The organism is uncultured Nostoc sp. (genome assembly GCF_964245575.1).
Lineage (GTDB): Bacteria > Cyanobacteriota > Cyanobacteriia > Cyanobacteriales > Nostocaceae > Nostoc.
On sequence record NZ_CAXTNP010000245.1, the window covers coordinates 1 to 12254 of the forward strand.

The 12254-nt window shown below is 40.4% G+C and carries 11 protein-coding genes; 5 read left to right on the top strand and 6 right to left on the bottom strand.

Going from position 1 to position 12254, the window contains the following annotated elements:
* Positions 1-504: 504 nt before the first annotated feature.
* Positions 505-1734, top strand: coding sequence for a tetratricopeptide repeat protein (locus ACFFAP_RS29190; protein ID WP_375514507.1), 1230 nt, complete (start codon positions 505-507; stop codon positions 1732-1734).
* 154 nt (positions 1735-1888) lie between these two features.
* Here the strand turns inward: ACFFAP_RS29190 and ACFFAP_RS29195 are convergent, their stop codons facing one another.
* The 3 genes from ACFFAP_RS29195 to ACFFAP_RS29205 form a co-directional block, all read right to left on the bottom strand.
* Positions 1889-2689 carry a PhnD/SsuA/transferrin family substrate-binding protein gene (locus ACFFAP_RS29195; RefSeq protein WP_375514508.1) on the bottom strand — a complete coding sequence of 267 codons (801 nt, stop codon included), beginning with the start codon at positions 2687-2689 and terminating at the stop codon, positions 1889-1891.
* A gap of 927 nt (positions 2690-3616) precedes the next feature.
* The gene (locus ACFFAP_RS29200) at positions 3617-4282 is read right to left on the bottom strand and encodes a glutathione S-transferase family protein (protein ID WP_375514509.1); all 666 of its coding nucleotides are present in this window, start codon (positions 4280-4282) and stop codon (positions 3617-3619) included.
* A gap of 138 nt (positions 4283-4420) precedes the next feature.
* Entirely contained in the window at positions 4421-5458 is a 1038-nt protein-coding gene (locus tag ACFFAP_RS29205; protein ID WP_375514510.1) for an NADP(H)-dependent aldo-keto reductase, read from the bottom strand.
* Positions 5459-5958: 500 nt separating this feature from the next.
* On the opposite strand from ACFFAP_RS29205, the gene ACFFAP_RS29210 reads away from it, so the two are divergent.
* On the top strand, positions 5959-6975 hold the full coding sequence (locus ACFFAP_RS29210; RefSeq protein WP_375514511.1) for an isopenicillin N synthase family dioxygenase: 1017 nt from the start codon (positions 5959-5961) through the stop codon (positions 6973-6975).
* 70 nt (positions 6976-7045) lie between these two features.
* Here ACFFAP_RS29210 and ACFFAP_RS29215 read toward each other — a convergent pair whose 3' ends face one another.
* The 3 genes from ACFFAP_RS29215 to ACFFAP_RS29225 all read right to left on the bottom strand — a co-directional run bounded on the left by ACFFAP_RS29215 (position 7046) and on the right by ACFFAP_RS29225 (position 9340).
* Positions 7046-8269: a glutathione S-transferase family protein gene (locus ACFFAP_RS29215; protein WP_375514512.1), complete on the bottom strand. Its 1224-nt coding sequence runs from the start codon at positions 8267-8269 to the stop codon at positions 7046-7048.
* Positions 8270-8272: 3 nt separating this feature from the next.
* The gene (locus tag ACFFAP_RS29220) at positions 8273-8929 is read right to left on the bottom strand and encodes a class I SAM-dependent methyltransferase family protein (RefSeq protein WP_375514513.1); all 657 of its coding nucleotides are present in this window, start codon (positions 8927-8929) and stop codon (positions 8273-8275) included.
* A 243-nt stretch (positions 8930-9172) separates the two neighbouring features.
* Positions 9173-9340, bottom strand: a complete 168-nt coding sequence (locus tag ACFFAP_RS29225) for a hypothetical protein (RefSeq protein ID WP_375514514.1) — start codon at positions 9338-9340, stop codon at positions 9173-9175.
* Positions 9341-9411: 71 nt separating this feature from the next.
* On the opposite strand from ACFFAP_RS29225, the gene ACFFAP_RS29230 reads away from it, so the two are divergent.
* The 3 genes from ACFFAP_RS29230 to ACFFAP_RS29240 all read left to right on the top strand — a co-directional run bounded on the left by ACFFAP_RS29230 (position 9412) and on the right by ACFFAP_RS29240 (position 12213).
* The gene (locus ACFFAP_RS29230; protein WP_375514515.1) at positions 9412-9549 is read left to right on the top strand and encodes a hypothetical protein; all 138 of its coding nucleotides are present in this window, start codon (positions 9412-9414) and stop codon (positions 9547-9549) included.
* A 314-nt stretch (positions 9550-9863) separates the two neighbouring features.
* Positions 9864-10073, top strand: a complete 210-nt coding sequence (locus tag ACFFAP_RS29235) for a hypothetical protein (protein ID WP_375514516.1) — start codon at positions 9864-9866, stop codon at positions 10071-10073.
* A gap of 181 nt (positions 10074-10254) precedes the next feature.
* Positions 10255-12213: a hypothetical protein gene (locus ACFFAP_RS29240; RefSeq protein WP_375514517.1), complete on the top strand. Its 1959-nt coding sequence runs from the start codon at positions 10255-10257 to the stop codon at positions 12211-12213.
* Positions 12214-12254: the final 41 nt, after the last annotated feature.

Here is a 12254-nt window from a genome sequence, read left to right on the forward strand (position 1 = left end):
TCAAAGCTGTAGCCCTTATTTCGTATAGCTTAGAGCTTTTCTTAGTGCCATTCGGGTAAATACAAAACCGTTGAGAATTACTATCGTTTTTACGAAGTGTTCAAATTTGAATACTTCGTAAAAATGATATCTTGCTCAGGTACAAAAATCCTAATATCGTTTATCTCACCTACTAGACATTTCCAGAAATTAAATATGCCTTATCTAGAACCCTTGTAGAGACATAGCATTGCTACGTCAAAACAATTCTTTTTCACTCCTATGTCTAATGCCTCCTCAGAGGGCTATGATGTACCTCATTTGATTAGGAAAAGCTATATTGCACAGCCAGTTAAGCAAAGCAATACCTTTACACAGCCAAATACGGTTAATCAATAGAGTATTTGTAGTTTAATACTTGCAGTTTCATGGTAACTATGACATACTCTAGCTTATAACCCCATTATTTCTATAGACTTACCGTAGTTTATTCTGCCTCATAAATCTTGCTGCAAGGAATTAATTATGCTTAAAGATGCACAAGGACTAGTAGTTACAACAGATTCAGGCAATGCGATAGCAGCCATTAACCGTTTTATTGATCAGGTGCTTGGTTATGGCAAAGATGCACAAACAGCGATTTTGCAAGCAATTGCAGCAGATCCGAGTTGTGTTTTAGCTCATGCTTATGCAGCCGCTTATTATCTTACCCAAGAAAATAGTAAAGCTTGGCAGCGAGCTTTACCATATCTGCAAGCAGCACAACAGAATTTAGACAAGATTACTATCAGAGAAAAGTTATATGTGCAAGCGATTTTAGCTTGGGCAAATAAAGAAATTGATGTAGCGATCGCCACTCATGAAGAGATTGCCAATCAATTTCCCCGTGATTTAATATCTGTGCAGCAGGGACAATATCACTATTTTTATATAGGCAATAAAGAAAAATTACTGGAAATTGCCCAGAAGGTTTTACCTAGCAATCCCCAACAACATTATTTATATGGCATGGTAGCTTTTGGATTAGAACAATGTCACCAACTCAAAGCAGCAGAAAAGATAGCTCGTCAAGCGATCGCTTTAAATATATCTGATCCTTGGGCACATCATGCGATCGCTCATGTCATGGAAACTCAAGGAAGAGTCGATGAGGGGATAGCTTGGATGGAGAGTTTTGCAGATACCTGGGAAAACTGCAACTCTATGCTCTACACTCACAACTGGTGGCACATTGCACTATATTATTTGCAGTTAAAAAACTACCAAAAAGTTCTCAAACTCTATGATACGCATATTTGGGAACGTGCTAATAAACAATCTCCTAAAGACCAAGTAGGAGCAATTTCGTTATTATTGCGCCTAGAATTACGTGGTGTAGATGTGGAGAACCGTTGGCAAGGCATCAGTCCTTACCTTTACAGCCGGATTGATGAACACGCATTACCATTCCAGGATTTGCATTATGTCTATGCCCTTGCCAAAGCCGGACAGTATGATTGGGTGAACCAAATGCTTCAGAGTATACAGTATCACACTTTGAGTATTAATCCTTTTCTGCGACGGAGTTGGATAGAGGTAGCGATTCCCGCCGCTAGAGGAATGGTAGCTCATGCCAAAGGCGATTTCAACACGACTCTTGCAGAGCTGAAACCTGTTTTACCACGCTTGCATGAGATTGGAGGGAGTCATGCACAGCGAGTATTATTTGGACAAGTTTATCAAGATGCGGTGTTGTCAGCACATGCCTCTGCGTGAGCTTTCCTTTTATATCTTACCTAGACAGACCAACAAAAGAGCGATGTCTACGACGGGCTACGCCTACGCTACAAATCTGATACCAATTTGAAAAATGATTGCGACAGATGGACAGAGAAAACCCAGATACAGTAAGCGGTTTCCAATCCAAAATCTAAAATCTAAAATTCAAAATGGTATGATGTAATATCTGATAAGTTTTCAATTCCACTGCTGCAAAACGTCTGACTCCAAACTGTTCCATCACTCTTTGCAACTCTGCATCTGGTTGGAGTAGTGCCAATTGCATTTGCTGAATTAAAGATATATTTAGATGCTGTGCTACCACTAAAGGTGGCATCGGACAAGGCCCCAGTACTTCCACCACACGCAATTGCTGTGATAATTCGGGAAAATCCTTTAATTCTTGTTCTAGCACCACACTATCAATCGCTGCATAATCTGCCAATCCCTCAACTACCCAGCGAATTGAACGCTGATGCGAGCCTGATTGTAGCGTTTTGCCAAAGAAATTTTCAGGATATCTTTCTTTAATTAATTTATGACAGAGTAAATTATAACCACTATTAGAACCCAGGTCATTATAACAAAATGTTTTCCCTGCTAAATCTGTAAACTTTTTGATATTACTATTAGCATTGACAATTACATCTGCATAGTAAACAGGACGGTTGCTATATCGTGATGATTGCATTACTGGCGCAACTAATGTCTGCAATTGATTTGAAACTATTTGACTATAGCGAATTAGTGGTAATCCACAAATAAAAGCTAGGTCTATTTGGTCTTGAAATAATAGGGGGTCTTCTAACGGGTCATATTCACCTTGTTGTAGTTGGACTTCTAATTTTAAAACACGACCTAAATAAGCTGCGATCGCCTGATAAAATCCAAACCAATTGGGAGCTAAATAAGATGTAATTTCCAATCTTTTATATCTTTTATATATAGTCATTTTTGTTCTCTAAAACTATGATTTTATTTCTGAAAAAGCTCGTCACTCGAAAAGCGTAACTCCATATTCCCTAGTACGCGATTAATCGCGTCTCTGCCTACTCCTTGCCTATCGCGCTTCGCGCACCACATTGATAATTTTAAAAATCAAATATGATTAGTATACAAAATTTTTATACTGAGAAAATTGAGTCAAACTTTTCCCAGATAAATAATGTTGAATCTAATATTTTGATTCTTCTTTAACTAATAGTTGCACCATTGTCTATTTTTCTGCTTGTGGTGAGTATGGATGAGGAAATGGGAATTGGAACATTATCAAAATAGGATGCAGTTGCAACACGAGGAGGTATAGTTCGTCCAATTCCCAAGATTTAATCTTTGGCATTGCTGATATAAATTATCAACTAATTTCACACAAAGAGTAAGAGTATAAATCAGTGATTTTTCAGTCAACTGGGCAACAACATTTTTGAATCAACACTGCTTCTCCTTAAGTTCTGTTGAGTCTGCTTAATCTTAAAGCCTGACCCGGCAAGCACTTTTACAAAATAACTACCCTGGTGGTGGCAAGATTCTTTTAATTTAACTACTGTAAGTCGGGAACTTTTTAGTCCTTTATTCCTCATATAGCAGTTTTGCATGATTAACTGTAAAAAGCAAGTACATTTTGTCAAAAAAATTCGGCGTTGCTGAGTGGAACAGGACTTACACAAACAATAGTCGAAACCCTTATTTTTTTTAGGACAATTTATCTAGACGCATTCGCAAGAGCGTCTCCAAGAGTTGCGGCTTAAGACAAGGTATTGCCCCTACAGGGTGTACTTTTGCGTAAGTCCTATATCTTTAGTTTTTCGCCACTCAAAATCTTTTTGAGTGGTGACAACTTAAGAAAAAATCAAATTTTTTTGACTAACAAAAAGCAGTGCTAGGCAGCAACAGGGGTGGCAAATCTAGCATATCGCTCTATGTAGAAGTCCTTACTATTAGCGATCGCCACCACAGAATCACGTTGTTTCAAAGCCTTTTTCCATCGACGTAGACCAGTAAATTCCTCTGGTAGTGCAAAGCCTCGATGGTGCTTTAGTGCAGGCCAACGCTCAAACCACGGGTAAAAGGTGAAATCAACCAGACTAATGGATTCACCAAACCAGTAGGGGCCTTCTCCTGATAACTTCCCTAAAGCTTCATTCTCGATAAATTCCAGATGTTTAGATAGTTCTTCTTTAGCTGCTTCTTGCTGTTGAATATCGGGACTACGCAAGAGAGCAGAAAAAGCTGGAACAAATCGAGTATTAGCAAAATCAATCCAGATTCGAGCTTGTGCTTTAGCAATAGAACTACTAGGCAAAAGCGGTGGATTTGGAAATACCTCGTTGAGATATTCGTTAATTACAGCCGATTCCCAAACTCGGTGATTATTATGTGCGATCGCAGGTACTTTTCCATAAGGAGAAATATCTTTAAATCCCTCTGGCTTGTTTTGCAAATCAATCTCAATCAAATCAAAGTCGATGCCTTTTTCTTGAAGTACCAAACGCGAACGGTGAGCATAAGGGCAAACAACCGCACTATATATCTTAATTTCAGCCATGTTGATGTTCCTGTATAAATAGGATTGCTTTATTAGCTTTGGCAATTAATTCAATCGAAAATCTTTCGACTTCGCTCAGTGAAGTCCAAAATTCAAAATCTAAAATTGAACTAGAGCCAAGGCACTTATTCAGGCGCTCTATGGTGCTGGATTCGGATATTGAGTATGAACTGCATCCAATTCAGTCAAGATATCTTTATCAAGAACTACATTGATGCTTTCTATATTCTCTTTGAGTTGTTCTAGTGTAGTAGCACCAATAATTGTACTGGCAACAAACCAACGACTCCGCACAAATGCGATCGCTAATTGTGCAGGACTTAGTTGATAACGTTTGGCAATTTCTACATAAGCTGCTACTGCTTTGCTAACATTTGGTTTTAAATATCGCTGACCAAAGTTTTCAAATAAAGTAACTCTTGCTTTCTCTGGTTTCCCATTGAGGTATTTACCAGTTAAATAGCCAAATCCTAAAGGACTATAAGCTAATAAAGGAACATTTTCGTAATAAACTGCTTCTGCAAGCGCCCCATCAAAAATTCGATTGAGTAAATTGTAGGCATTTTGAATAGAAACAACTTTAGGTAATCCTAATTGTTTAGCTGCATGACTAAATTGTGCAATGCCCCAAGGAGTTTCATTACTTAAGCCAATGTACCGAATTTTACCTGCATTGATGACATCAGCAAAAACTTCTAGTTGTTCAGTGATAGGAACTGTTTCCCCTACTTGATCAGGGTCGAAAACTGTTTGTCCAAAACGTGGTACAGAACGATCTGGCCAATGGATTTGATATAAATCAATATAGTCTGTCTGCAATCTTTTCAGACTATCATCTACAGCTTGTTTGATATTATGCCGATCAATGGCTTTAGCTCCATCACGTAGCCATTTAAAGCCTCGACCAGGCCCCGCTATTTTAGTAGCAACTATTAGTTTATCTCGCTGCTGATGTTTTAACCATTCTCCAATATAAGTTTCGGTTAAGCCATAGGTTTCAGCACTGGTTGGTACTGGATACATCTCAGCCGCATCAATGAAGTTAATTCCCTGTTTAATCGCATAATCTAGCTGCTGATGGGCTTCTTCAATAGTATTTTGCTGCCCATAAGTCATTGTGCCAAGGCAAATTTCGGAAACTTTGAGGTCACTATTACCTAGTTGATTATACTGCATATTCCTGGATTATGTTTATTTTTAGATTAACAAGATTTTTACAGAACTGATATTAGATAATAAAATACTCCTTGTTCAGTATATTATTGTTGTTTACAGAAATAATGACAATTATTTAGATAATACTACGGTATTTCTATCGAATTATCGTTTTAATTAATAAAATTTACAAATTTATACTCAAAATACTTTTTCTAAGCACTTGACTAAGAGATTGTTTGAAAAGTGGTCGGCTGTATCTTTACACTTATTGATTCCCCTAAACCTCCTTAAAAAGGGTTAAACTGAAATAAAAGTATTCCTTTTAAGGGGAGAATCAGAATCAAAGTACCCCAATTTATTGGGGGAATTAGGAGGTATCTAAAACCTTTTTCTATCGGCAAGAGGACTTTTACAACATCCTCTAAGGCTAGCGATCGCCATACCCAACATTATGGTTATTGATGTAATTTATTGTGTAGTCTAGTTATTAGCCTACGCATGACTAAAAGAACCGGAGTATGACAATATTACAAGTTGTGGATAAACAGTTTTCACAAGTTCCTGTTATTGATATTAGTACATTGGTTTCTCAAACTAGCAACTATTCTGATGTAGTTGCAAACCAAATTAGACAAGCTCTCCAAGATTACGGTTTCTTCTATATCGTTGGACATGGAGTTGATGAACAACTACAAGAGCAGTTAGAACATCTCAGTCAACAGTTCTTTGCACAGGACGTAGAAACAAAACTGAAGATTCGTATGGCTCTTGGTGGTAGAGCATGGCGAGGATATTTCCCCGTGGGTAATGAGTTGACATCAGGTAGACCTGACTTAAAAGAAGGTATTTACTTCGGTGCAGAACTAGAAAAAGATCACCCACTTGTGAAAGCTGGTACACCAATGCACGGTTGCAATCTTTTTCCATCCAACATTCCCCAATTTAGGGAAACAGTACTGGATTATATAGACTCAATGACCAAACTCGGACACACCTTAATGGCTGGTATTGCTCTGAGTTTGGGGTTAGAAAAGTCCTACTTTGTAGACCGTTATACAAAAGACCCATTGATATTATTTCGGATTTTCAATTACCCTCCTAATTCATCATCTCAATCTGAATGGGGTGTTGGCGAACATACAGATTACGGAGTATTAACTATACTCAAGCAAGATAATATAGGCGGATTACAAGTCAAATCAAAGTCTGGTTGGATAGATGCACCTCCTATACCTGGTTCATTCGTATGTAACATTGGGGATATGCTCGATCGCATGACACGAGGACTGTATCGCTCAACACCCCACCGCGTTCAAAACCTCTCAACAAGTAATCGCCTGTCATTTCCATTTTTCTTTGATCCCAATTTCAACGTTGAAGTCAAACCTATTGAACTAAATGATGTATTAGTGAATGATGATCAAAGCGATCGCTGGGATAAAGCCAGTGTCCACAAATTTCGCGGGACTTATGGCGATTATCTATTGAGCAAAGTCTCCAAAGTATTTCCAGAACTACGTCAAACAGTGTTTTAGAGTGCTGTTAGCGGTAGCGTGGCGTTGAGCCAGTGCTGAGTAAAACTTACTAACCTCGTGCCTTCTGCCTTCAATAAACAGATGTCAACAATTTATCGATCGCTGCTCGAAACGCGGTTGCTGCACCAGCACTCATATCACGGGGGGCGCAGATGCGATTTCTCAAATATGCCAAAGCGATCGCCCCCACAGCAGCGAAGATGGGATCAACACTACTATTTTTACCACCAGTCCGACCACCCGGTAAAGTTTCGCCATTGCCATGAATGAGATAATCAGCTAGTTGTCGCAGGTGAAAATCAACAGCGTTCTTAACTGTGGTGAAATCACCATCTGCGGCTATTGCTTGGACTCCAGAATTTTTGATAATATCTGCGATCGCAACTTCCCGATTATCGCTCAGTCTTTCAGCTGCTTCGGCTCGATATTGAATTTTCTCACTATCTGCCACATCCAGAGGTAAAGGATTTCCAATCGGTTCAACACCCCATCTGCGACGCAACAGTAAATTATTGGTGATATTATCCGACTTCACCCTGTGATAAGCAGGACGCTGATTAAGTGCATCAAACCAAGCATTAATGCGAGGAAAGCGAGGATTTCCTTTAAGGTGATATCCCCGATACACAGGTAAATTAGCCGCCAATCTATCTAGATGGGGGCTATACACAATGTCTACTAAGCTAAATGTACTGACAAAGTAGGGACTAGGATATTTAGCCAAAGCTTGCTCAAGTTCATCTAACTTCGCCTCAAATGCTGCTTGTAAGTTTGCCAACTCATCAGCATCTACAAGTGCTTCTCTCAGGAATTTGTACGCAATCTCTTTAAAACCGTTAGTCTCAGCTTCTTCAACCAACTGTCTAACAACAGCGTTTTCCTCTGGATTTTCAGATAGTAATGATGGATAAGGAAACTTTTCTTCTAAAGCCAAGAGAATATCTTTGGATTCATATACTAAGTTACCCTCAATTTTTGCTGCCGGGACAAGGGTTGTAGGAACTAGGTCAGTGTACCATTTGGGTTTATTACTTAAATCAATAAACTCCGTTGCAAAGGGAATTTCCTTTTCTTCTAGAGCAAACCAAACTCGTTCGCAGAAAGGACACCAGGAATTAGTATCTCGATAAAGCAAGACTGGCGGTTCTGTGTTTGGGGGAAGTTTATGTAAACTGCTGGGTATTGGTGCAGTAGAAGGAGATTGTCCTGTCCTCTTTACTCTACGCGCGGGGGTATTTTTTCTAGCAGTCTCTAAAACTTCTTCCCAAGTTGACACTGTGTTTTGAATAGACATTTTTTACCTCGCTTTACTAGGAATACCGGAAAACACAAATAACTGTTGCTCTTTGGGTTGAGGCAAGTTTTCACCAAGGTATCGATGAAGACCAACACCCATGTCTCCTGTAGCCGTAAGCTTGAACTTTACTTCCTCAAATCCAGATGCACTTAAAATTTTTCGCACATTGTCAGAGTAGGGAATACCGTTAGAGTGTCCACGAGTCCAGATGACGAAAGCACCTGGTTTACTCAGAAAACTCAGGTTATCTAGTAAGCGATTGAGTTCAGGTTCCTGTGCCAGATTGCCAAAGACACCACACACAATCACGATATCTGCTGGTACGGCTCCTACATAGTTAGTGGCAAGAGTTGCATCACCATTGATAAACTCAATTTGCTTGACTAAACCCAAAGATTCTATAGTTGCTCGTCCACGTTCAACTAACTGGGGGCTAAGTTCAACAAGTCGTGCGTATACGTCATTTATTCGAGGGTGATTTTTTAAAGTTCCTAGTAAATCTCGTCCATCACCCGCGCAAACACTCACTATTCGGATAGCGCCATCTGGTGAAGCATTCAAGCTATAAGCAATATATTCCTGCACGATTTCTAGACGCTGCTGCAATTTTGGCTCAGTGTTGTAGAGGTCGTGCCATTCATACCAATCTTTTGGCATAAAGAGTGATTCCTGTTTGATGCACACTGTGTAGCCACCAACTCCGGTTAACTTATCAAGTAACTGTAGTTTGTGGATGAAGGCACAGTATCATACACATTCATATAAAATCAAGCCTTATTCCGTATAACTGCCCTTAATGTAGTGATTATACAGATTGCTTACGTACAATAAATAGTAAAATGTAAGTAACTTAAAAGCTAGAGGACAATTACTGGCTCAAAAAGAATAACGAGAATTTGATTATTGATTATTTATTTTTGCTGTAGTTATTTGAGGTCTGAGGATAATAAAAAATGCAAGCAAAGTGAAAAATAACATTTGCCAAGTCACCAAATTCCAGCCACCAAGATGCCAGCATAATAGACCAATGCTAGTATCTACAGCACCACCGATAAAATAAGTAGTCATGTAAACTGTGTTGATGCGACTATTCGATTGAGCATCAAGAGTGTATATTCTCGCAACATTGGTTACCTGCGTTGCCTGTACACCTAATATCTAGTAATAGTACAGCAACAGCGATCACCAGCGCTGAACCACAAGCAATTTTAGCAATTACTAAACTTATGAGTACGAGCGATACAGCAATAGTCAAGGAACGTCGAGAGTTACCTTGATCAGCCAATTTTCCAAAAATTGTGACATTAACGCACTTGCTCCGGCGTAGCCCGCACTTCTCTACGAGACGCTGCGCGTAGCAAGATCCACGTTCGCGGAGCGTGCTGTAGGCAAGTGGTACGACAAGCTCAGTGACCATCGTAGACATCGCCACAAAGGCATACTCTCATTAAAAGGATTGCTCCCAAACAAACTTGAAAATGCCATTTGTCCAGCAAATTGCTAGCGTAGCATTTCTGGAAAAGAGATTGTGGCATGTGTAGTGACAGAACAGATATCACTTGATGCAAAACTATAAATTAAAAAGGCACTAATGATTGATCGTTTTGTGAATCTAATTTTTATCGATTCCTTCGCCCTGGCAATTAACCTGACGTTTGGTACATTGCTTCGGACTAAAATCTGTAACTATTCATGGGAGGGAGTTGTAGGTGGTAAGCTTTCAACATCAGAAAGTAGCGTTAGTTCTTTTAAATCGCCACCATCCTTAGAGAAGGTAGTTGAAGAAGAATTCAGAAATTAGAATTCAGGAGTAAAGCCAAAGACGCTCCGCCTCCGGTCATAATCAAGACGCTCGTTCCGACGCTCCTACGTTGCTAACGCTGCGCTATCAGTCGCGGATCTGAATCCCCAATTGATTGAAGACCACCAAATTTTCAATGGGCTTTTCGACGCACCCCACAAGATATTTGAGGATATAAATTATGGCTTTCATTGATGAAGTTAAACAGGTTTGTGATCGCCTAGCCTCTGTTGGCTGGCGAGACTTGCTACTCCAGCAAGGGCTAGATATCACAGCAACAAACCTCCAGCAGGAATTAACTAAAGAACTACCAGCTATCAATCGTCAGATAGTAGGGTTTGAAGATTTTGCCTTTGAAGGGAAACGAGGAATAGAAGCAGGAAATCCATCTCGGAGTTTGCTGTTTCATGCCTTGGCTTCACCCAATGTTGTAAGTGCTAATCTCAGCGCATATCCCACCCTAGCGGAACTCGAAATTATTGAAAATTTTGTTTATGGAGTGCAGCCTCCTTCTTTACAAGATTTGCAAGTTCTGGCTCAAAGACAACCGTTAGCGATCGCTGTGTTTGCTTGTGAATATCGCCCAGCTTCGGAAACTGTGCACCGTCAGCACGCTGATCTCTGTTTTTCGCGCACAGGTGTGGCGCGAGTCGGAACCGCTCAACCACTATATAATGATAAACTGCGCGGATTTCTCCCAGCCGTGGAAGGTGACTTAAAAGAAACTTTTCGCGTCTTGCCAGCCCGTTATTCTGCATATATTGCAGTTCAACGCACTGGTAATCAAGATACCTTTGGCCCGTTGCGTTTTCAGGATGGAGATGATAACAGACTATTCTGGGTTCCCCTCCACAAGTTATTTAACGGTACAGAATGCATTCGTGGCTTTGACTTACAAGTAGCAATAAAAGCTCATCATGTCAATCAAAAACTGCGGCGGATTCATTTAGTACTACAAAACACAGGCTGGGATGAACCAGACATTAGTAACCCGCCATTTACTTTTACAGAAGGCATTGCTGAATTTACAACAGCGTCTGAGTTTGGCACAGGGCTTTTAGTTCCAGTTGTTCATCCAAATCTTATTGAAGCAGCTACTTACCAAGCAAAGCTGCTCACCTTTAAAGTTCCACCGGATAGTCCAACCCTATCTTCTAGCCTAGCAATTCCTGCGGATGAAACGACAGGAGCAAGACACGCTCCAGAGTATGTTCATGTCCGCCATCAAATATTGTCCAATGGTCAACAAGTAAATCTCAACGACCAGAAAGATGTGGAAGCGATTGTGAAAGCAGGTGGCTACGATGCTCAACACTACCTTGATTTTACAGGCGATGGGTCGATTGAAGCAATATGTCCAGAGTTAGCGGTGGCAATTCCTCGTAATGTGCCAGCCTATTCTTTGGTAACTGCACCAGATTTTTTCCCGAGTTGCGACCAGCGAGAGCTATTAGAATGGACAGAGCAATCAGTACCTAGCAGACTTAGACAGAATCTCTGGGAAGTTCCGCCAAAAACGTTATCTGACAATCGCTTTGCTCCCAACCTGCAATTAGAAGATGTTGATTTTCGACCAGAAGATAAAACTGTAACTGCAATTGTCTCTTTACCCCATCAAGGTTCGGTGCGACAAATGCCATTGAATGGTTCCCCAACAATCCGACAAGCATATCTTCCAGATGCGGCGGCGGGAGTGTTTGCTCCTGGTTGGGATGTAAGTTTTGATCGCACCAACGAAGTGGAACACTTAGCAAGCTACGGCTTAGGCAGTCCTTTTCCAGAGGACTCCAAACTTTGTGCAGCACTTAGTACATTTTGGCCCGCAGTAGCTCCTGATGCAGCCCGGACGTTTCAGCCAAATCCCATCTGGCCCACCGTCAGCCCACTGACAGATGCAGAAATTGGCCAGGTTGGTAATTTACCATGGGATGGAATCTCTGGGCCTCGACGCGTCACCAAGGATGGCGAAGAGTTGATAGAATATTCAGATTTTGCTCATGCAGATTATGTAGAGAGTTCTTTGCAGAATAAATTTTCGCTTTCATTGACGGCTAAGGTTGATGTGCGTGAATATGAAGCCAGAGTGTTGGCAATGGCGAATGTTTACCAAGTCTTAAGGATCAGACCTGAATGGCACTAAGAAAAGCTCTAAGCTATACGAAATAAGGGCTACAGCTTTGA

Coding starts and splice junctions, on each gene's coding strand:
- ACFFAP_RS29215 (WP_375514512.1), bottom strand. CDS start 8,269: ATGTCTATTCAAAACACAGTGTCAACTTGGGAAGAAGTTTTAGAGACT.
- ACFFAP_RS29220 (WP_375514513.1), bottom strand. CDS start 8,929: ATGCCAAAAGATTGGTATGAATGGCACGACCTCTACAACACTGAGCCA.
- ACFFAP_RS29195 (WP_375514508.1), bottom strand. CDS start 2,689: ATGACTATATATAAAAGATATAAAAGATTGGAAATTACATCTTATTTA.
- ACFFAP_RS29190 (WP_375514507.1), top strand. CDS start 505: ATGCTTAAAGATGCACAAGGACTAGTAGTTACAACAGATTCAGGCAAT.
- ACFFAP_RS29210 (WP_375514511.1), top strand. CDS start 5,959: ATGACAATATTACAAGTTGTGGATAAACAGTTTTCACAAGTTCCTGTT.
- ACFFAP_RS29235 (WP_375514516.1), top strand. CDS start 9,864: ATGATTGATCGTTTTGTGAATCTAATTTTTATCGATTCCTTCGCCCTG.
- ACFFAP_RS29205 (WP_375514510.1), bottom strand. CDS start 5,458: ATGCAGTATAATCAACTAGGTAATAGTGACCTCAAAGTTTCCGAAATT.
- ACFFAP_RS29240 (WP_375514517.1), top strand. CDS start 10,255: ATGGCTTTCATTGATGAAGTTAAACAGGTTTGTGATCGCCTAGCCTCT.
- ACFFAP_RS29225 (WP_375514514.1), bottom strand. CDS start 9,340: ATGACTACTTATTTTATCGGTGGTGCTGTAGATACTAGCATTGGTCTA.
- ACFFAP_RS29200 (WP_375514509.1), bottom strand. CDS start 4,282: ATGGCTGAAATTAAGATATATAGTGCGGTTGTTTGCCCTTATGCTCAC.